The organism is Streptomyces altiplanensis (assembly GCF_053591575.1).
The window spans coordinates 56,262-76,096 of record NZ_JBSFUB010000022.1; the positions used below are offsets into that span (position 1 = coordinate 56,262).

The 19,835-nt window shown below is 72.2% G+C and carries 16 protein-coding genes and 1 pseudogene; 10 read left to right on the forward strand and 7 right to left on the reverse strand.

What is annotated here, in order from left to right; translation table 11 throughout:
• Positions 1–9 precede the first annotated feature (9 nt).
• Both ACWD0Y_RS13335 and ACWD0Y_RS13340 read right to left on the reverse strand, forming a co-directional pair.
• A complete protein-coding gene (locus ACWD0Y_RS13335; protein ID WP_450260464.1) occupies positions 10–510 on the reverse strand; it encodes a D-glutamate cyclase family protein in 501 nt (166 codons plus the stop codon).
• A complete protein-coding gene (locus tag ACWD0Y_RS13340) occupies positions 507–1,784 on the reverse strand; it encodes an MFS transporter (RefSeq protein ID WP_450260465.1) in 1,278 nt (425 codons plus the stop codon). The genes ACWD0Y_RS13335 and ACWD0Y_RS13340 overlap by 4 nt, the downstream gene beginning before the upstream one ends.
• 174 nt (positions 1,785–1,958) lie before the next feature.
• Between ACWD0Y_RS13340 and ACWD0Y_RS13345 the strand changes: the two genes are divergently transcribed.
• From ACWD0Y_RS13345 to ACWD0Y_RS13365, 5 genes are all read left to right on the forward strand, one after another.
• Complete coding sequence (locus tag ACWD0Y_RS13345; RefSeq protein ID WP_450260466.1) at positions 1,959–2,672, forward strand: GntR family transcriptional regulator; 714 nt, start codon at positions 1,959–1,961, stop codon at positions 2,670–2,672.
• Positions 2,673–2,764: 92 nt separating this feature from the next.
• Entirely contained in the window at positions 2,765–4,291 is a 1,527-nt protein-coding gene (locus ACWD0Y_RS13350) for a hypothetical protein (protein ID WP_450260467.1), read from the forward strand.
• The gene (locus ACWD0Y_RS13355) at positions 4,288–4,545 is read left to right on the forward strand and encodes a hypothetical protein (protein ID WP_450260468.1); all 258 of its coding nucleotides are present in this window, start codon (positions 4,288–4,290) and stop codon (positions 4,543–4,545) included. Before ACWD0Y_RS13350 ends, ACWD0Y_RS13355 begins: the two co-directional genes overlap by 4 nt.
• Positions 4,542–5,516, forward strand: a complete 975-nt coding sequence (locus tag ACWD0Y_RS13360; protein WP_450260469.1) for a hypothetical protein — start codon at positions 4,542–4,544, stop codon at positions 5,514–5,516. The genes ACWD0Y_RS13355 and ACWD0Y_RS13360 overlap by 4 nt, the downstream gene beginning before the upstream one ends.
• 78 nt (positions 5,517–5,594) lie before the next feature.
• Positions 5,595–10,409: a hypothetical protein gene (locus ACWD0Y_RS13365; protein WP_450260470.1), complete on the forward strand. Its 4,815-nt coding sequence runs from the start codon at positions 5,595–5,597 to the stop codon at positions 10,407–10,409.
• A 124-nt stretch (positions 10,410–10,533) separates the two neighbouring features.
• On the opposite strand, the gene ACWD0Y_RS13370 is transcribed toward ACWD0Y_RS13365, so the two are convergent.
• Positions 10,534–11,016, reverse strand: a complete 483-nt coding sequence (locus tag ACWD0Y_RS13370; protein WP_450260471.1) for a hypothetical protein — start codon at positions 11,014–11,016, stop codon at positions 10,534–10,536.
• A 428-nt stretch (positions 11,017–11,444) separates the two neighbouring features.
• Between ACWD0Y_RS13370 and ACWD0Y_RS13375 the strand changes: the two genes are divergently transcribed.
• The 4 genes from ACWD0Y_RS13375 to ACWD0Y_RS13390 are packed head-to-tail and all read left to right on the forward strand — an operon-like array spanning position 11,445 to position 15,567.
• Positions 11,445–14,135 carry a sensor histidine kinase gene (locus ACWD0Y_RS13375; protein WP_450260472.1) on the forward strand — a complete coding sequence of 897 codons (2,691 nt, stop codon included), beginning with the start codon at positions 11,445–11,447 and terminating at the stop codon, positions 14,133–14,135.
• A complete protein-coding gene (locus ACWD0Y_RS13380) occupies positions 14,132–14,572 on the forward strand; it encodes a roadblock/LC7 domain-containing protein (protein ID WP_450260473.1) in 441 nt (146 codons plus the stop codon). Before ACWD0Y_RS13375 ends, ACWD0Y_RS13380 begins: the two co-directional genes overlap by 4 nt.
• Before the next feature lie 10 nt (positions 14,573–14,582).
• On the forward strand, positions 14,583–14,981 hold the full coding sequence (locus tag ACWD0Y_RS13385) for a DUF742 domain-containing protein (protein ID WP_450260474.1): 399 nt from the start codon (positions 14,583–14,585) through the stop codon (positions 14,979–14,981).
• Positions 14,962–15,567 carry a GTP-binding protein gene (locus ACWD0Y_RS13390; protein ID WP_450260475.1) on the forward strand — a complete coding sequence of 202 codons (606 nt, stop codon included), beginning with the start codon at positions 14,962–14,964 and terminating at the stop codon, positions 15,565–15,567. The genes ACWD0Y_RS13385 and ACWD0Y_RS13390 overlap by 20 nt, the downstream gene beginning before the upstream one ends.
• A 137-nt stretch (positions 15,568–15,704) precedes the next feature.
• On the opposite strand, the gene glpK is transcribed toward ACWD0Y_RS13390, so the two are convergent.
• From glpK to ACWD0Y_RS13410, 4 genes and pseudogenes are all read right to left on the reverse strand, one after another.
• The gene (glpK, locus tag ACWD0Y_RS13395; protein WP_450260476.1) at positions 15,705–17,237 is read right to left on the reverse strand and encodes a glycerol kinase GlpK; all 1,533 of its coding nucleotides are present in this window, start codon (positions 17,235–17,237) and stop codon (positions 15,705–15,707) included.
• 41 nt (positions 17,238–17,278) lie between these two features.
• Positions 17,279–17,650, reverse strand: a pseudogene (locus ACWD0Y_RS13400) (MIP/aquaporin family protein); the annotation flags it as partial.
• 295 nt (positions 17,651–17,945) lie between these two features.
• The gene (locus ACWD0Y_RS13405) at positions 17,946–18,293 is read right to left on the reverse strand and encodes an Mpo1-like protein (protein WP_450260477.1); all 348 of its coding nucleotides are present in this window, start codon (positions 18,291–18,293) and stop codon (positions 17,946–17,948) included.
• A gap of 127 nt (positions 18,294–18,420) precedes the next feature.
• The gene (locus ACWD0Y_RS13410; protein ID WP_450260478.1) at positions 18,421–19,227 is read right to left on the reverse strand and encodes a M15 family metallopeptidase; all 807 of its coding nucleotides are present in this window, start codon (positions 19,225–19,227) and stop codon (positions 18,421–18,423) included.
• Between ACWD0Y_RS13410 and ACWD0Y_RS13415 the strand changes: the two genes are divergently transcribed.
• Entirely contained in the window at positions 19,226–19,822 is a 597-nt protein-coding gene (locus ACWD0Y_RS13415; protein WP_450260479.1) for an NUDIX domain-containing protein, read from the forward strand. The two genes, ACWD0Y_RS13410 and ACWD0Y_RS13415, sit on opposite strands and share 2 nt — an antisense overlap.
• Positions 19,823–19,835 lie beyond the last annotated feature (13 nt).

A 19,835-nucleotide genomic window follows, 5' to 3' on the forward strand; every position in this document is an offset into this window, starting at 1 on the left:
GTCTCCTGGTCAGGCCACACGGAACTGCTCGTCGCGGGCGTCGGTGATGAACATCCGGCCCGGTGCGTGGGTGATCGCGAAGGGCGGCCGTGAGGCCGTCACGGCCGCCTGCCGCGTCACTCCGCAGGCCCGGAACACCGGAACGTCACCGGGCTGTGCTTCCACGGGGTCGCCGAAGTCCGGCCGCCCGAGGTCCATGATGCCGAGACCGGCCGGATCGCCGACGAGTTCACCGTCCCGCCGGACCCGGTACCCGGGCAGGTCGGTGCGCAGATCGGCGCCGGGTGCCAGCAGAGTGGTCCAGGAGCCGGCTCCGGTGACGTCGAGCACGGGACAGGGCTTCGGGTTGCGCCGGCAGAAGAGCAGCACCTCGTACGCCCGGTCCGCGGGCACCGGGAGGAGGTTGGCCTGCGCGTACCCGGGCGCCCGGCCCGCGGTCGTCGCGCCGGCCCCTGTGCGGAACAGGGCGCGTGCTTCCCGGGGGCTCCTGGCCGTCGCGGCGACGTTCACCGGAGTTCCTTCCCGCGCGTCTCGGGAAGCCCGAACAACGCCACTACGGCGAGTCCGTAACCGATGGCACCGAAGATGAGAGCACCCCCGACGCCCCAGCTGCCCGCCAGGAAGCCGACGAGGGTCGGGAAGAACGCACCCACGGCACGGCCCGTGTTGTACGTGAACCCCTGGCCGGTCCCGCGAACCGCCGTCGGATAGAGCTCACTGAGGAACGAGCCGAAGCCGCTGAAGATGGCCGACATGCAGAACCCCAGCGGGAAGCCCAGGACGAGCACCACGTTGTTCGCCCCGGCCGGGATGTTGGTGTAGGCGAGGATGCAGGCGGCGGAGAGGAACGCGAAGAGCGCGATGTTCTTCTTGCGGCCCAGCCTGTCGGTGAGATATCCGCCGGTGAGGTAACCGATGAACGCACCCGAGATCAGGAACGTCAGGTAACCGCCGGTGCCCACGACGGTGAGGCCCCGTTCCGTCTTGAGGTAGGTGGGCACCCAGGTGGCGAGGGTGTAGTAGCCGCCCTGGACGCCGGTGGACAGGAGCACGCCGAAAAGCGTGGTGCGCAGCAGGTCCTTCTTGAAGATCGCCGTGAACGATCCCTTGTGGCTGCTCGCGAGACGCCGTTCGGCCGCTTCCGGCGCGTCGCTGACGTGGCGGCGTACGTAGACCACCAGGAGCGCGGGAAGCGCGCCGGTCCAGAACATCACGCGCCAGGCCGTGTCCGGGTCCAGGTACTGGAACACCAGCGTGCAGACGATGACCGCGAGCGCCCAGCCGACCGCCCAGGAACTCTGGATGGCGCCGAGCGTACGGCCGCGGTGCCTGGCGGAGGAGTACTCGGCGACCAGGATCGCGCCGACCGCCCACTCGCCGCCGAAACCGAGGCCCTGGAGGGCGCGGAAGACCAGCAGCGTCTCGTAGTTGGGGGCGAACCCGCACAGGACGGTGAACAGGGCGTAGGTGATCACTGTGATCATCAGCGCCTTCACCCGGCCTATGCGGTCGGCTGCGATGCCGGCGATGGCGCCGCCGATCGCGGAGACGACCAGGGTGACGGTCGTGAGCAGGCCGGTCTGCCCGGTGCTGAGACTGAAGTACGCGGAGATCGCGACCATGCTCAGGGGCAGCGTGAAGAAGTCGTAGGAGTCGAGGGCGTATCCGCCGAACGCTCCGCCGAACGCGCGGCGGCCGCGCGGCCCGAGGGCGCGCAGCCAGGCGAACGCTCCGTTGTCGTCAGGGAGTTCGTTCTGCTCCGGCTGTGCCTGGGTGGTACTCATCTGCACCTCGCAGGAGGGGAGGAGGGAGGAGTGCGCTGAGACCGTGCGGTGTCGTCAAGGTAGGGGATTGTTGAACGATCCGACAAGAGTCATGTCGGCTCGTTCTTGCTTCTACGATGGACACCGGACGCCACCGGGAGCGGCCGGTTCGCGGGAACCGAGGGAGAGGGCGCTGTGAGCACGACGGAGTCCGAGGCCGGAGGGCTGGCTGACGACCGCCCCCTGCTGGGCCGCACCAGCACGGCGGAGCGAGTCGCGGACATCCTCCGCACCCGTATCGCCGAGGGCTATTTCCCGCCGGGGGAGCGCCTTTCGGAGGACAGCATCGGCAAGGCGCTCGGCGTCTCGCGCAACACCCTGCGCGAGGCGTTCCGGCTGCTGACCCATGAGCGGCTGCTCGTCCACCAGCTCAACCGCGGCGTCTTCGTCCGGGTCCTCGCCGTCGAGGACGTCGAGGACATCTACCGCACCAGACTGCTGATCGAATGCGCCGTCGTCCGCGGCCTGGGCGCACCTCCTTTCCCCCTCGGCGGCCTCGACAAGGCCGTCACCGACGGTGAGCGGGCGGCCCGCCGAGGGGAGTGGAAGGGGGTGTCGACGGCCAACATCCACTTCCACCGCGAACTCGTCGCCCTCGCCGGCAGCCCGCGCACCGACGAGCTGATGCGCAGCGTCCTGGCGGAACTGCGCCTCGCCTTCCACGTGGTGGCAGATCCGCGCCGGCTGCACGAGCCCTATCTCGTACGGAACCGGCAGATTCTGGAATGCCTGCGGACGGGCGACAACGCGGCCGGTGAACGACTGCTCGCCGGCTATCTCGACGACTCGCGCACCCAGCTCGCCGAGGTGTACGCGCGCCACATGGAAGCCGGGGACTGGGGGGCCTGAGCGCCTGCCGGACCCCCTGCTCCGGCCCGTCCCGAGGGGTCGCTTCTGCGCCGTTTCGACCGGTGTCAGTGCGAGGACCTAATCTGGGCCACGTGACTTCGCCTGCATCGACGGAATTGGTTCCGCCCCAGCTCAGCGCGGGGCCGCGGCCCGCACAGGGCCCGGCCGCCGACGAGGGGCTCGCGCGGCGGCTCCGCGCGCTCGCCTGCACGGCGCCGCTCCATGATCTCGACGTCCGCAAGGCGAACCTCGCAGGCGAGTACTCGGTCTACGCGATGGCGGAAGTCGCCCTCGCCGCGATCGATCTGGTCACCCTCAACATGGACTTCGACACGGGCGCCGACCATGAGCAGATAGTGGCCAGACTGCTCCCGCGCGTCGCTGCCCAGGCCCCGCACCGCCCGCTCGCCGAGCACGAACGCGTCGCCCGCTGGGTCCTGGAGAACCTGATCAACGTGGGAAGCGTGGACCGCGGCTTCCGCGCGGTCTACGGAACGTTCGGCCCGGACGGCGCCTACGTGCGCAGGGACTACGACTTCAAGCTCCTCGAGGAGGTCCCCGGACACGGCGGCAGTGTCTACCTGCGGACCACCGACGAGGCGGTCAACGTCCTCGTCGGCGCCCTGGACACGGATGTCACCAGCGCGCAGATCGCCGCCGAGGTCAAGCTCGAAGTCCTGATCACCCGGGGCCGGCTCGCCGACGCCCAGCTCGCCGCCGAGCAGGCCCGCTACCGGACCGTGCAGTACGCCGAGACGCTGCGCAGGACGCTGGAGGCCACCCGGCGCAATGTGCGCGCCGTCGACTGGCTCAACTCCGTGCCCGACATGATCGCCGAGGCGCTCGACCACGTGGCCGACCGCTACCGGCACGAGAACGCGATTCTCACCAACATCCGCAAGGCGCGCGACGAGGCCGAGGGCCCGGAGAACAAGCGGCGCGCGGCCGAGCTCGTCGACATCGTCAAGGACTGCATCCGCAGGCACACGCAGCTGCAGTCCCGGCTGCTGGAAGCGGGACCGCTGTTCCGCGCCGAGCAGGACCGCCAGGCCTTCGCCACGCCCACGGCCCGCTCGGGACTCGATCTGTACGGCCAGCTGGTCGCCCCGCTGCTGCCGCTGCCGGTCGAGCAGGCGATCCGGGTCACCGACGCCTTCTTCGCGCGCGGCACCGGGCTGCGCACGCCCGTGGCCGTACGCGTCGGGGACCTGGTCGACATACTGCTGACGCCGCCGGCGGAGCGGGAGCACCTGGGCGCGGAGATGCCCGAGCCCGACCTGATCGCCACCCCCGACGACAGCCGGTTCAGCGAGGAGCAGCTGGCGAGCGCGATGGAGCTGCTCGACCTGCCGCACGACGCACCGCGCAGGCTGTCCGGGCTGCTGGCGGACGCCCGGCGCCGCGACCCCGAGCTCCCGTACCTCGTCGCGCTGCTCGCGGTCCACGCGGCGAGCCCGCCGGTCGGCACCGCGTACCGGCAGGGCGAGGAACGGCTGCTGTTCGCCGTGGACGACGGCACCGAGCTCGACGACCCGGAGTTCGGCGGCGCCGACCTGATCGTGGGCATGGCCCTGCTGGACGCGGCCGGGATGACCGCGGACCGCAAGGAGACGGCATGAACACGAGGCGCGGGACCGCTCCGGACAAGGCCGCCGCCCCGGCTCCGCCGCCCCCGGTCCGCCCGCAGCCGGCCTCTTCCTCCGCCACCGGCCCGGCGGCGGCGGCCCACGCCACTGATCACGCGCCGCACCGGCAGGCGCCGCCGGGTGGCCGTGCCGTCGCTGCCGCGAGTCCGGGCACCCCGGACGCCGGGCGCGCCACCCCGTCCGTACCCGAAACCGAGAACTTCCGTACCGAGGAGCAGCAGCCGTGAGTGACCACCACGCAGAGCACACCGACGCGTGGAGGGAGCGGCCCGTCGGTGGCGCAGCCGGCGCGGCCACCGCCGCCGAGCCGGCCGAGACGTTTACGACCGCTCCCTCGCCTCCCCCGCCCGTCGCGAACGCACCCGCCGCGAACGGCGCGGTCACGCCCGCCGACGCCGCCGACGCCGCCCGGCTCGTGTCCTTCGGGCTGCAGCCCAAGCTGCTGCCCGCCCGCGACATCGAGTACGCCGACCTCCTCCGCCGCTACCGCGAGGAACCCGCCTTCGCCCGGCTGGCCGACGCCGTCGCGACCGGGCTCGGGCTCGTCGTCCTCGAAGTCTCCACGCGCGCCGGCATGGCGGTCTCCGCCGGAGAGGACTCCGTCTTCGCCGTACGCATGGGCGACTACGCCCGGCGTGCCTCCGCCGACTCCGCCGACCGGTTCCTGCACGGCCTCGCCCACCTGGCTGTCGCCGCGCTGGCGTTCCCTCGCCCCGAAGACCTCGCCGACGACAACTACATCGGCCGCATCACGGTCAACGGCGTCGACGCCTTCGTACGGCAGGCATGCCGCCGTCTCGAGGACCGCGCCGACGCCCAGGGCGAGAACACCGACCCGGCCACCGAGGCCCCCGGCCTCGAAGCGGCCTGGCGGATATACGCCCGTCGCAGCGCGACCGGCGCCACCAAGGACGCGCGGCGGCTGGCCGGTTCCACCACCGGCATCGTCGGCAAGGCCGTCGCCTTCCTCACCGATTCCGGCTTCCTGCAGCGCACGGGTGACGACGCCGGAGGGGCGTACCGCACCACCGCCCGCTACCAGTTGCAGGTCCGTGACATGGCGGGCAGCGCCGCCATGGCCGAGCTGCTGGAACTGGGCGTGGTGCCGGTGACCGACGGCAGCGCGACGCTCGTGCCGCCGCCGGACGCCGACGACCTCGAACTGACCGCCGAGGCCGGCCTGCCCTTCCACGCCTGACCCAGCCGGTTCCCGGCCGGTCTCCGGCCGGCCACCGCACACCTGCCGCTTCACGACTTACGACGAGAGTCCGCCGCCATGTACGAGTTGTCCCGGGTCCGCCTCTACTCCATCGGGCCCGCCGGTGCGCGCTACGCCGACACCGTGCTTGACCTGCGCGGAGTCGGCAAGCCCGTCCCCCACCCCGCCCCCACCCAGGCGGAGTTCTTCGAAGAGGACCCCGTCGGCCCGCCGCGCAGACCCGCGCCCGCCGGCGTGCTCTTCCTGGAGAACGGCGGAGGCAAATCCGTCCTGCTCAAGCTGATCTTCTCGGTGATGCTGCCGGGCCACCGCAATACGCTCGGCGGCGCGAGTTCCGGCGTGCTGCGCAAGTTCCTGCTCGCCGACGACTGCGGGCACGTGGCACTGGAGTGGCAGCACACGCTCACCGGTGAGTGCGTGGTCGTCGGCAAGGTGAGCGAGTGGCGCGGGCGGCAGGTGTCCAACGACCCGCGGAAGTTCGCGGAGGCCTGGTACTCCTTCCGCCCCGGCCCCGGGCTCAGCCTCGACTCGCTGCCGGTCGCCGAGTCCACCGCCGTCCGCACGCCCGGCGAGGGCGCCTCGGGCGCGAAGGGCCGCCGCCGCACCATGAAGGGCTTCCGTGACGCGATCACCGAAGCGGGCAAGGTGTACCCGCACCTCGACGTCCACTGGGAAGAGATCCACGACCGCTGGAACGAGCACCTCGGGGACCTCGGCCTCGATCCCGAGCTCTTCCGCTACCAGCGCGAGATGAACGCGGACGAGGGCGAGGCGGCCGGTCTCTTCGCGGTCAAGAAGGACTCCGACTTCACCGACCTGCTGCTGCGCGCCGTCACCGACACCAGGGACACCGACGGCCTCGCCGACCTCGTCCACGGCTTCGGCAACAAGCTGGGCCGCCGGGCCGAGCTCACTGCCGAGCGGGACTTCACGGCGGGCTCCGTCGATCTGCTCGGACGCATCGTCGAGGCGGCCGAGACGCGCGTGCGCGCCCGCGACGTCCACGCGGGAGCCGAGCGAAGGACCCGTACGCTCGCCCGGAGGCTCTCCGCGCGCGCCGCCGAGGAGCGCGGCCGGACCGCCGAGCTCGCCCAGCAGGTCACCGCCGCCGCGCACACCGTCACCGAGGCCGAGCAGGCCCGCAGCCGCAGCTCCCTCATCGCCAGCGAGCTGGCCTACCGGCACGCCTCGCTGGCTCTCACCGCCGCGGAGAAGGCGGCAGGCGCGCAGCGCCGCGAGCTGGCCGACGCCCGTACGCTGCACGCCGCCTGGCAGGCCGCCGAGGCCGTACTGCGCCACCGCGCCGCCGCGGACCGCTCCGCGCGCGTGGCCGTCGCCATCCGCGAGGCCGAGCGGGACGCCGCCCCGGCGCTGGCGGCCCGTGCCACGGCCGCGGGCGAGCTCGTACGGGCCCTGCACGCGGCGGCCGAGGACGGTGAACGCGTGGCCGCCGAGGAGGAAGAGCGCTCGGCCGCCCTCCAGGAGGCGGGTGAGGCGGCGCACCGCGACGCCACCACGGCCGCCACCCAGGCGCAGCGCGCCCGCAGCGAGGCCGGGCACCTGCGCCAGCGCCTCACCGAGGTCGAACAGGAGACGGCCGAAGCGGTACGTGTCGGCTGGCTCGACGACACGGCCCCGGACGCCGACCCGGCGCGGGCGGCGCTGGCCGCCACCGACGCGGAGAAGGCGGCGGTCGCCGCCTGGGACACGGCCCGTGAAGCCGCCCGGGCGACGGGGGAGCAGGCGAAGGAGGCCGCCGGCGCCGAGTCCCGCGCCGAACTGGCGGCGGCCCGCGCGGCGGACGCCGCACAGGGCGCGGAGCACGCGTACGAAGCGGAGCGCCGCGCGGCGCAGTCGCTGGCGGCGGAAGACCGCCTGGCGGAGCTGCTCAGCCTGCCGGCGCCCCATGTGGCCGCCGCCGTACCGCAGCCCCGCCGAGGCACGGCCGGAACATCGCCGGACGGCACCGCCACCACCGAGTCGGCAGGTCCGGACGGCACGGCCCCCGCAGCCGCCGACGGCACAGCGGGCCCGACGGACGGTGGCGCCGGTGCCCGCACGGACGCGTTCGGCCGGTTCACCACCTCCGCGTCCGGATCCGCGCAGCTCCAGTCCGTCCACGCCCCCCGACGCGCCGCCGAGGGCCCGCTCACGGTCGAGGAGCTGGACCGCAACGCCGAGGACCTTCTCGCTCTGCTCGACCAGAGCATCACCTCCGCCGAGCGGCAGCTCTTCGAACTGCGTACCGCCGCCGCCGACGACGCGCGCATCCTCGGGGCACTCGGCGACGGAGGGCTGCTGCCCCCCGGCCCCGACGTCCTGGCCACCGTCGAGTTCCTCGGCGAGCACGGCATCCCCGCCCTGCCGGGCTGGCGCTACCTCGCGCAGGCCGTCGACCCCGCCGACCACGCCGCCGTGCTCGCCGCCCGGCCCGAGCTGGTCGACGGCGTCGTCATCACCGACCCCGACGCGCACGTCAGGGCCCGCGAAACCCTCGCCGGCGCCGCGCTGCTGCCCCGCTCGGCGGTCGCCGTCGGAACCGCCGCCGCGCTCCTGGCGCCCGTACCCGCGCCCGGCGCCGCCCCGTCGGGCCGCGCCGACGTCTTCCTCGTACCGCCGAACCCGGCGATGCACGACGAACACGCGGCCGACGAGGAGCGCCAGGCGCTGCGGGCCAGGGCGACCGCCCGCGACGAGGAGATCCGCGGGCTCGCCGCCCGGCTGACCGGTGACCGTACGCTCGCGGCCCGCCTCGGTTCCTGGCGCGCCGACTGCCCGCCCGGGATGCTCGCCGAGCTGGCGGAGGCGGCCAGGAGGGCGGGCGAAGCGGCCGAGACCGCCGAAGCGGCGCTCGCCGAGGCCCGTACGGTCCGCGCCGAGGCCGACGAGGCCGCGGCCGAGGCCGCGCGCGTCAGGGACGAGCGGCAGGACGCCGCCCAGCGTGCCCGCCGCGTCGCCGACGCCCTCGCGGGCCTCGCCTACCGCCTGCGGGAGCGCGCCGGCTGGCTGGTCAAGGTGCGCGAGCTGACCGAGGAGGCCGCGGAGCTGGAGGCCAGGGCCGCGGTCTGCCTGGAGCGCGCCAAGGCGGCCGACGAGGACCGCCGCGCCGCCCAGCGCGCCGCCGACGACGCCCACAGGACCGCGCGCACGCTGCGCGCCGAGCGGGCCGAGATCGCCGGCGTTCCCGAGACGCTGCCGGAGCCGGACCAGGACGCACCGCGCATCGCGCTGCCCGCACTGCGCGAGGCGTACCGTGCCGCGTCCCAGCTGTACGAGAAGGTCGGGGTCGGCGCCGATCTGCGCGCCGAGCAGGCCAGGGCGGAGAGCGAGGAGAGCGCCGCCCTCGCCGAGCTCAACCGGCTCTCCAACAAGGTCCGCACCAGGGCCGCCCTGATGCTGGAGGGCACGGACGGCGCCGACGGCCCCTCCCGCCAGGCCGCCGTCGCCCGCGCCGAATCCCTCGTGCAGATGCTGGAGTCGAGGGCGTCCGCCGCGAGCGAGCAGCTCGGCAGGCTCCGCGGCGAGGCCGAGCGCCTCGCCCCCGAGGACGGCACGGCGCACACCGAACTGCCCGACGGCCTCGTGCCCGCCGACGCGGAGCACGCGCAGGCGCTCCTGCGCACCGCCACCTCCGAACTCGCCTCCCGCACCGACGCCCTGGACTCGGCCCGCGCGGCCCACGCCGAGCTGCTGCGGGCACACCGCGCGGCCGAGGACGCGGCGGGCGGTTTCGACGAGACGGCGGCGCTGCTGCGCGACCTGCTCAGGGACTACCACCAGGAGGACGAGGCCGCCGAGGGGCCCGACCCCTACCCGGGCAGTCTGGAGGAGGCCCGGCAGTCCGCCGCCGAGTCCCGCCGTTCGCTGCGCGGCTGCTCGACCGATCTGTCCGCCGCCGAGGCCTCGGTGCGCGAGGCGAGCGACGTACTTGTACGGCATGCCAACTCCACGCGGTACGAACAGGTACGCACCCCCGCGCGCCAGCAGATCCGCGAGCTGCCGGCCGCCGCGCTGCCCGAGCACGCCGCCGCGTGGGCGGCGGCGTTCGCGCCCCGGCTGCGCGTACTGACCGACGAGCTGGAGCAGCTGGAGCGCAACCGCGACAGCATCGTCGACCGGCTCCGGGGCCTCGTGGAGTCGGCCCTGGCGACGCTCCGCTCGGCCCAGCGCCTCTCCCAGCTGCCGGAAGGCCTCGGCGAGTGGTCCGGCCAGGAGTTCCTGCGGATCCGCTTCGAGGAGCCCGACCAGGTGACGCTCGTCGAGCGGCTCGGTGAGGTCATCGACGAGGCGACCAGCGCGGCCGTCAAGAAGAACTCGGACCTGCGCCGGGACGGAATGTCACTCCTGCTGCGGGGCGTTCAGGCCGCGCTCCAGCCGAAGGGCGTCTCGGTCGAGATCCTCAAGCCGGACGCCGTGCTGCGCGCCGAGCGGGTGCCGGTCGGGCAGATGGGCGACGTCTTCTCGGGTGGCCAGCTGCTGACGGCCGCGATCGCGCTGTACTGCACGATGGCCGCACTGCGCAGCAACGACCGGGGCCGCGACAAGCACCGGCACGCGGGGACGCTGTTCCTCGACAATCCCATCGGCCGCGCCAACGCCACCTACCTGCTGGAGCTCCAGCGGGCGGTGTCCGACGCCCTCGGCGTCCAGCTGCTCTACACGACCGGACTGTTCGACACGACCGCGCTCGCCGAGTTCCCGCTGGTCATCCGGTTGCGCAACGACGCCGACCTCAGGGCGGGGCTGAAGTACATCAGCGTGGAGGAGCACTTGAGGCCGGGCCTGCCGCAGCAGGATCCGGACGGTGAGACGGTGCACGGCGAGATCACGGCGACGCGGATGTTCAAGCGCACGCCGGAGCGGGCCGAGTAGCGGCGACGTCTGCGAGGGACGGGCGGGCGCGGCGCAGGCCCGTCCCCGGGCGGTTCCGGGCATGTCCGGGGCCCAGGTCTCCAGGGCTGTGGTCCGTGCAGGCCCGTCCAGGCCCGTCCAGGTCTCAGGCCTGGGAGAGCCGGCCCGTCCCCCGCCGGGTCCGCTCCTCCTGTTGCCGTGTCCGGGCGGACCTGCGGGCCGCCCGGCGGGCTTTCCGCCGCTCGCGCCGCAGCCGGCGCGCCGTACTGCTCGGGACCGACACCACGCCGTGGCGCTGGTTCCACACCTGCCGGGTGACCCACACGTCCAGAACGCCCCAGGTGGCGACCACTGTGCTGCCCACGCTGCTCAGCACCATCGGAAAGGCCAGCCACGATCCCGCCAGCGTGCACAGGTAGGCCACCATCGCCTGGATCAGCGTCAGGGACGTGATGAGGACGGAGCGGACGGCGGCCGTACGGACCGGATCGGGCAGCCGCGGCCGTACCGCCGGCTCGTCCACCCACAACTGCCGCTGGACCCCGGCCGCCTCGGGCTCCGGGAAATCCCCGGCGGCCTCGACCGTCACGGGCGCCGCAGACGCCGTACGGCGCTCTTCCGTATCCATCGAACTTCCACTCCCCACCACCGCGCCTGGCGTGCACTCAACTCGGGCGCGCGACGCGCGCTTTCACGAGTGGCTGCCCGCCTTGCGCCCCTTTACGCCGCCCCCCGGACCGAATGTGGCAGGTACTACGGCCTCATCCGGTCCGCTCCTCGTACAGCAGGACGAATGGCAGACCTCGAAGATTCCCACGGACCATAGAATTCCAGCCATCTGCCCCAACGGGGTGAGAGGCGTACGTGCACGTGTCCTTCGCCACAACGGCGCCTGCCGACTCCCGGAATCGCATGAAAACTCGCGATCAACTCGCCTTTGCGCGGCCGAAAATCGCCCGGACGTTCCTTCGAGTTGCGCGAGTGTCAGTAGTAGGCTCACGCCGTTTATTGACGGAACACCACCCCTGCCCGGCAGGGGTCGAGCTGGGGGAGGCCATGCGCTTTCGCGGGAAGTCCATCCGCAGGAAGATCGTGGCGTTGCTGCTGGTGCCGCTCGTGTCCCTCACCTCGCTCTGGGGATTCGCCACCGTGATCACCGGTCGCGAGGCCGGTCACATGCTGGATGTGGCCCACACCGTCGAGCAGGTGGGCCATCCCGTCGAGGACGCGGTCGAGGTGATCCGGCAGGAACGGCGCCAGACGCTGATCTATCTGGCGGACCCCCGGGCCTCCGACGCCCTCGCCGCCCTCCGCCGTGAGCGCGAGACCACCGACGAGGCCGTCGCGAAGATCAGGGACCGGGCACAGGACCCCGGGGTACGCGACGGCATGCGGCCCTCGGCGTCCAAACGCCTGACTTCCCTGCTCAAAGCCTTCGCGGACATCGAAACGCTGCGCCGCTCCGTCGAGAACAGCACCGTCACCAGACGCGAGGCACTCGACCGCTACAACCGGCTCGTCGACCCCTGCCACTCCTTCCTCACCGCCCTCCACGTCCTCGAAGACGTGGAGCTGGACAAGCAGGGCCGTGCCCTGGTCGGCGTCGCCCGCGCGCACGAGATGCTCTCCCGCGAGGACGCCCTCATCGCCTCCGGCCTCGTCGCCGGCCGGTTCGATCCGCCCGAGCTGCGCGAGATCTCGGCCCTGGCCGCCAACCGCGAGCTGCTGTACGACGTCAATCTCGAACTCCTCCCCGCGACCGAGCGCGAGGCCTTCGCGGACTACTGGGACAGCCCGGCCACCGAGCCCCTCCGTGCCACCGAAGAACACCTCGTCACCGAGGGCGCCACCAAGAGCCCGCGCGCCGTCACCGCGAAGAGCTGGAACGAGACCGCGACCGGCGTACTCGACCACCTCGCCCGCGAGGGCGAGGACGCGGGCGACCGTTACCAGGACCGTGTCGACCCGGTCGCTCTCGGTGTCTTCGTCAGAGCGGGCGCCGCCGGCGTGCTCGGCTTCGCCGCCCTGGTCGTTTCGCTGGTCCTGTCCGTACGGATCGGCCGCAGCCTCGTCCGCGACCTCTCCCGTCTCCGCAGGGAGGCCCACGAGGTCTCCGGCGTACGGCTGCCCAGCGTCATGCGCAGACTCGCCGCCGGCGAGGAGGTCGACGTGGAGACCGAGGTGCCGCGCCTGGAGTACGACAAGGACGAGATCGGCCAGGTCGGCCAGGCCCTCAACACGCTTCAGCGCGCGGCCGTCGAATCGGCCGTCAAGCAGGCCGACATGCGGCGCGGCGTTTCCGAGGTCTTCGTCAACCTGGCCCGCCGCAACCAGGTTCTGCTCCACCGCCAGCTCACGCTCCTCGACACCATGGAACGCCGCACCGAGGACACCGACGAGCTCGCCGACCTCTTCCGCCTCGACCACCTCACCACCCGCATGCGCCGCCACGCGGAGGGCCTGGTCATCCTCTCGGGCGCGGCTCCCTCCCGCCAGTGGCGCAAGCCCGTCCAGCTCATGGACGTCGTACGGGCCGCCGTCGCCGAGGTCGAGGACTACGAGCGCATCGAGGTACGCAGGCTGGCGCGCATCGGTGTCGGCGGCCCGGCGGTCGCCGACCTCACCCACCTGATCGCCGAACTCCTGGAGAACGCCACGGTGTTCTCGCCCCCGCACACCGCGGTGCAGGTGCACGGCGAGCGGGTCGCCAACGGCTTCATCCTCGAAATCCACGACCGTGGCCTCGGCATGACGCCCGAAGCCCTCCTCGACGCCAATCTGCGGCTCGCCGAGACCCCCGAGTTCGAGCTGTCGGACACCGACCGGCTCGGCCTCTTCGTGGTCAGCCGGCTCGCCCAGCGCCAGAACGTCCGGGTCTCGCTCCAGCAGTCGCCGTACGGCGGAACCACCGCGGTCGTCTTCGTTCCGGCAGCCCTGCTCACGGACGCGCCCGAGACGAACGGCACCGGCTTCCGGCTCGACCGCAAGCACTCCGCCGGGGAGGCGGGGACCGGAGCGGCGGGGGGCAGCGGACGCCGCAAGTCCCTGACGACGCTCTCGCGGCTGCCCGCCGAGCTCGCCGCTCAGGCGATACTGGACGGCCCGGTCGAACTCGAGCCGCCTCTGGGGGCGCTGGGCCTCGAAGAGGCCTCGTTCGAGGGCGTCACCGACATCGAGGACACGGAGAGCGAGCGCGGCGGTCTGTTCCGCCCCCGGGAAGGCTCCGGGGAACGCTTCCGCGGTCGTTCCGGGGAACGCTTCCGCGACCGTTCCCGGGAAGCCGCCGGCGAACAGCACCAGCAGGCCTTTGACCACGTTCCCGGGAACGGCGAAAGCGCGCGCCCCGGAGCCCCCGTTCCGCTGCCCCGCCGTAAGGCCCCGACCCTCGTCGCCGATCACGGCCGCCGTGTCGGCGGACGCGACCAGAGCCCCGCCACGCCCACCACACCGCCCGCACGGGAACCCTCCTCCGAGGGCGGGGATCCGGGCCCCCCGCCGGGCGGACTGCCCCGCCGCGTCCGTCAGGCCAGCCTCGCCCCGCAGCTGCGCGAGGCCGCCGACCGCACCGAACCCGCGAACGACGCACCGGTCACCGAGCAGCAGGCCGAGCGCGAAGCGGAGGAAGTGCGCAGCCGGATGGCTTCGCTCCAACGCGGCTGGCAGCGCGGCCGTCGGCAGAACGCCGAGGACGAACCCGGCCCGGGCGAGACAGCACCAGGAACGACACCAGAGAGGGACGGTCGATGACCGCACCGAACGCCACAGCACACACCACCACGGGGCGGGGCTCCGGGGAGCTCAACTGGCTCCTCGACGAACTCGTCGACCGCGTCGGCAGCATCCGCAAGGCCCTGGTGCTCTCCAGCGACGGGCTCCCCACCGGTGCCTCCAAGGACCTGACACGCGAGGACGGCGAACACCTCGCCGCCGTCGCCTCCGGCTTCCACAGCCTCGCCAAGGGCGTCGGCCGTCACTTCGACGCGGGCCGTGTCCGGCAGACGGTGGTGGAGCTGGACGACGCCTTCCTCTTCGTCACCGCCGCGGGCGACGGCAGCTGCCTCGCCGTCCTGTCGGACTCCGACTCCGACGTCGGCCAGGTCGCGTACGAGATGACGCTGATGGTCAAGCGGGTCGGCGCCCACCTGACGACCGCGCCCCGCTCCGGTCTGCCCGCCGGAGGGTGAGCGGGCTGACATGAGCGAAGCAGGCCAGCAGGGACCGCCGCACTGGTTCGACGACGACGCGGGCCCGGTGGTGCGCCCGTACGCGATGACGCGTGGCCGTACGAGCAGTGCGAGCCGGCACCGGCTCGACCTGATCGCGCTCGTCGTCCCCGAGCCCGCGGCCGACGATCCCGGGCGCGACCAGACGCTCGCTCCCGAGCACGTCGAGATCGTCGAACTCTGCAGTGAGACGCCGCAGTCGATCGCCGAGCTCGCCGCGGGCCTCGACCTCCCCGTGGGGGTGGTCAGAGTCCTCGTCGGCGACCTCGTCGAGGACGAGCTGGTACACGTGACCCGACCCGTACCGCCGGCGGAGCTGCCGGACGAGAGCATCCTTCGCGAGGTAATCAATGGTCTTCGGGCGCTCTAGCCGCAAGAAGCGACCGGTCGAACCGGTGACGCTCAAAATCCTTGTCGCGGGTGGCTTCGGGGTGGGCAAGACCACCCTGGTGGGCGCGGTCAGCGAGATCAGGCCGCTGCGCACCGAGGAGGCGCTCACCGAAGCGGGCCGCCCCGTCGACGACACCGCAGGCGTCGAGAGCAAGAAAACCACCACGGTGGCCATGGACTTCGGCAGGATCACGCTCCGCGAGGACCTGGTGCTCTACCTCTTCGGTACGCCCGGCCAGGACCGTTTCTGGTTCCTCTGGGACGAGCTGGCACAGGGGGCGCTCGGCGCGGTCGTGCTCGCCGACACCCGCCGGCTGGAGGACTGTTTCGCCGGCATCGATTACTTCGAGCGCCGGGGCATCCCCTTCGCCGTTGCCGTCAACTGCTTCGACGGCGCCGCCCGTTATCCGGCGGAGACGGTGCGTACGGCACTCGATCTCGACGAGGGCGTGCCCCTGCTGCTGTGCGACGCGCGGGACCGGGAGACCGTCAAGGAGGTGCTCATCGCGGTGGTCGAGCACGCGCTGGCCCGCTCCGCCGACCGCCGGCAGACCGCGACGACCTGAGCCTTCCCGGGAACGGACTCCGAGCGGTCCGCGGAACGAACCGAAGCGTCGGCCCGTAGTGCCACGCGGCCCCGAGCGGTCCGTACCCCCGCCGACAGGGGTGCGGGCGGCGGTCACGGGGCCCGGGGCCGGCTCTGTCAGCCCTGGCCGCCCTCCTCGTCCCAGCCGAAGCTCCGCTCCACGGCTTTGCGCCAGTTGTGGTATTCCCGGTCGCGCTCCCGGGCCTCCATGCGCGGCGACCATTCGACGTCGCGCCGCCAGTGCGACTTCAGCTCGTCCAGGTCCGACCAGACGCCGGTCGCCAGCCCGGCGGCGTACGCCGCGCCCAGGCACGTCGTCTCGGAGACCTTCGGCCGGATGACGGGAACGCCCAGAACATCGGCCTGGTGCTGCATCAGCAGACGGTTCCCGGTCATGCCGCCGTCCACCTTGAGCGTCGTGATCGCCACGCCCGAGTCCTGGTACATCGCGTCGACGACCTCCCTGGTCTGCCAGCTGGTGGCCTCCAGGACCGCCCGCGCCAGATGTGCCCTGGTGACGTACCGGGTGAGACCGGTGATCACACCGCGTGCGTCGGAGCGCCAGTAGGGCGCGTACAGCCCCGAGAAGGCCGGCACGATGTACGCCCCGCCGTTGTCGTCGACGCTTCCCGCGAGCGTCTCTATCTCGTCCGCGGAACGGATGATCCCCAGCTGGTCCCGGAACCACTGGACCAGCGCCCCGGTGATCGCGATCGATCCCTCCAGGCAGTAGACCGGCGCCTCGCCGCCGATCTTGTAGCCCATGGTGGTGAGCAGACCGTTCTTCGAGGGAACCGGCCGGCCACCGGTGTTGAGAAGCAGGAAGCTTCCTGTTCCGTACGTGTTCTTCGCTGTTCCCACGTCGTAACAGGCCTGCCCGAAGACAGCGGCCTGCTGGTCACCGAGCGCGGAGGCGACCGGCACACCCGCGAGCTGCCCGACGGCCGTCCCGTACACCTCGGCCGACGACCTGATCTCCGGCAGCACGGCCTCGGGAACGTTCATCGCGGAGAGGATCGCCGGGTCCCACTGGAGCGTTCGCAGGTTCATCAGCATGGTGCGTCCGGCGTTCGTCACGTCCGTGACGTGCACGCCGCCGTCCGTGCCGCCGGTGAGGTTCCAGATCAGCCACGAGTCGATGGTCCCGAAGGCGATGTCGCCCCGCTCGGCGCGGGTGCGCAGCCCGGGAACGTTGTCGAGGAGCCAGGCCGCCTTGGGCCCGGAGAAATAGCTGGCGAGCGGCAGTCCGGTCGCTTGCCTGAAGCGGTCCTGGCCGTCCGTGCCGCCCAGTTCGTGGCAGAGGGCGGCGGTACGCGTGTCCTGCCAGACGATCGCGTTGTGCACCGGCTTGCCCGTTGCCCGGTCCCACAGCACCGTCGTCTCCCGCTGGTTGGTGATGCCGAGCGCGCTGAGCTGCCCGGCGCGCAGGCCGGCCTTGGCGAGCGCGCCCGCCACCACGGCCTGCACCTTGGACCAGATCTCGGTCGCGTCGTGTTCCACCCACCCCGGCCTGGGGAAGATCTGGCGGTGCTCACGCTGGTCGACGGCGACGACCGCACCCCTGTGATCGAAGACGATGCAGCGGCTGGAGGTGGTGCCCTGGTCGATTGCGGCGACGTACTTCTCGGCGTGCCCGGTTTGTTCCGTCATGACGTCCCCTTCGTCCGAACTCGGCTGAAAGCTCTCAGTGCTCAGAAGGCTGCGTTGCAGACGAGGCCCGACAGCGCCCCGCCGATCAGCGGCCCCGCCACCGGCACCCAGGCGTATCCCCAGTCGGACGTGCCCTTGTTCGGGATCGGCAGCACGGCGTGGACGATGCGCGGTCCGAGGTCGCGGGCCGGATTGATGGCGTACCCCGTGGGGCCGCCGAGCGAGAGACCGATGCCGACGACCAGGAGCGCCATGATCAGCACCTGGGTGCCGGACTCCCCGAGCCCCTCGGTCATCCCGAACGCCAGGACGGGCAGCACCAGGCCGACCGTCGCGATGATCTCACCGGCGAAGATGTCCCCGTTGCTCATGGCGGCTCCTAGGCCCTCGCCCGGGGCCGGGCCCCGGTCCTGAAGTGCAGGGTGCGTTTCCCATGGCTGGTGAGCCGGGGACAGGGCTTGCCGTGCCCTGTCCGGCGTCCGTGACGAGCATGCCGAGCCGGTGGAATCGCCCGTGGGGGAGGCCCTGGACCGCACCAGGGGGACCCCGGGAACAGACGCGTTCTCCGCGTTCCCGGGAGCCGTCGTACGGCGACGCCGACTGACAACGGGAAGTGTTCACCGGCGGTGATGGAGCGTCAAGGTCATGGACGGCAACGGCTTCCGGGAACGCCACGCCCGGAACCGGCCGGCAGGGCGGGCCCCGGCGTCAGCGGTTCTCCGTGAGCCACTTGGCGGCGGTCTCCGCGAGCTCCCGGTCGCGGCCCGCCAGCATCGTCCGGATCATCTGTACGTCGCCCCGCAGCGACCAGACAGGGTGCCCGAAGGTGGCCGGATTGTTCTTCTCGATCAGGAAATGCGCGGGCCAGGCGGCGCCGTACCCGATGAGCGGCAGCGCGGCGGCATACCGTTTCCGGCCGCGCGCCAGGCCGTACGCGCTGACCGCGAGGCCGGTGAGGGTGCCGGTGAGATGGACCCACCGGGTCGCGGCCCTGGAGTGCATCGCGACGTAGTAGGGCCAGAATTCCTCGTACGAATCAAAAGTCCGCTGCTCCATACGCGCACGGTAGTGGCCCGGCGGAGAACCGGATACGGCTGTAGCGCGTCCGAAGGAAGAGAACAGGGCGGACGGCCGGGACCCACGGGGGTGGCTCCGGTCGCCCGCCCTGTCAGGAGGCCACGTGTCAGTGCCCGGCGACCGACCGCCGGGTGACCGGGAAGTCGAAGTAGGTGTCCGGGAACGGCTCCGGCTTGTACGTGAAGTGCCACCACTCCTCGGCGAGATTCACGAAACCCAGCTCACCGAGCAGTCCCTTCAGCAACTTGCGGTTGGCACGCTGCGCGCCCTGGACGCGAGGGTCCTCGGTGTGGGACAGCGTGTCGAAGCAGTCAAAACCAGTCCCCATGTCGACCGAGTTGTCGGGGAACCGCTCATCCTCGGGCGCGTAGCAGGGGACGAGTTCTTCACCGGGGACGTACGGCCTGGTGGCCTTCGCGGGGAGCCTCACGATCGTCACGTCGACGGTGCTGCCCCGGCTGTGCCCGGACTTCTCCGCGATGTAACCGTCCGCGAACAGCCGCGACTTGTCGACATGGGGATAGAACTCCTCCTTCATGGCCTCGTCGTCGAGGTCCTTCGCCCACCGCACGAAGTGGTCGACCGCCCGCTGCGGCCGGTAGCAGTCGTACACCTTGAGGGAGTAGCCGCGGCCCAGCAGCTTCGTCTGCGCCTCGTGCAGGGCCTTCGCGGCAGGCCTGGTGAGGATGCAGACCGGCTGGCGGTAACCGTCCACCGGCACGCCCACGAAATTGTGCGCGGTGGTGTAGCGCATCTCCTGGATGATCGTCGGGTCCACGGACCGCAGGGACACGAACTCCCCGGGGGCCTTCGGTTCGGGGCCGGCCTGCGCCGTGGACGGGGCGGCTGCGGCCGCGAGCAGAGCGACGGCGGCAGTGGCCAGGGTGCGCAGCGCGGAAGCAAGTCGTGTCATGGGCCCTTCGTCTACCAGTTCGACGACCCGGGAGGGAAGGGCGACCCGGTACAGTCCGCCCGTGTCCGCACCCACGAAGAAGCCCGTCAGGCACTCCCACTGCTCCAGCTGCGGAACGCCGTACCGGCCGGCCGGTGACTGGCCCCGCACCTGCGCCGTCTGCGGCGACACGGCCTATCGCAACCCTCTGCCCGTCGCCGTCGCCCTGCTGCCCGTACGCGACGCACAGGGCGGCGGACTCGTCGTCATCACCCGTGCCATCGAGCCACGGCTCGGCGGAACCGCACTGCCCGGCGGTTTCATCGACCACGCGGAGGACTGGCAGCAGGCCGTCGTACGCGAACTGGGCGAGGAGACCGGGATCGAGGCCGCGGCGGAGCAGGTACGTCTCGCCGACGCGCTGAGCTCCGCGGCCGGCCACCTTCTCCTCTTCGGACTGCTCCCCGAACGCGACGTCGCCGGCCTGCCGCCGTCCGCACCCACTGACGAAACGACCGGCTGGCACCTCCTGCGCGAGCCCGCCGAGCTGGCCTTCCCCCTGCACACCGAAGCGGTGCGCCGATGGTTCGCGGGAAGCTACCGCCACGCGAAATGAACGTTCCCGGGTA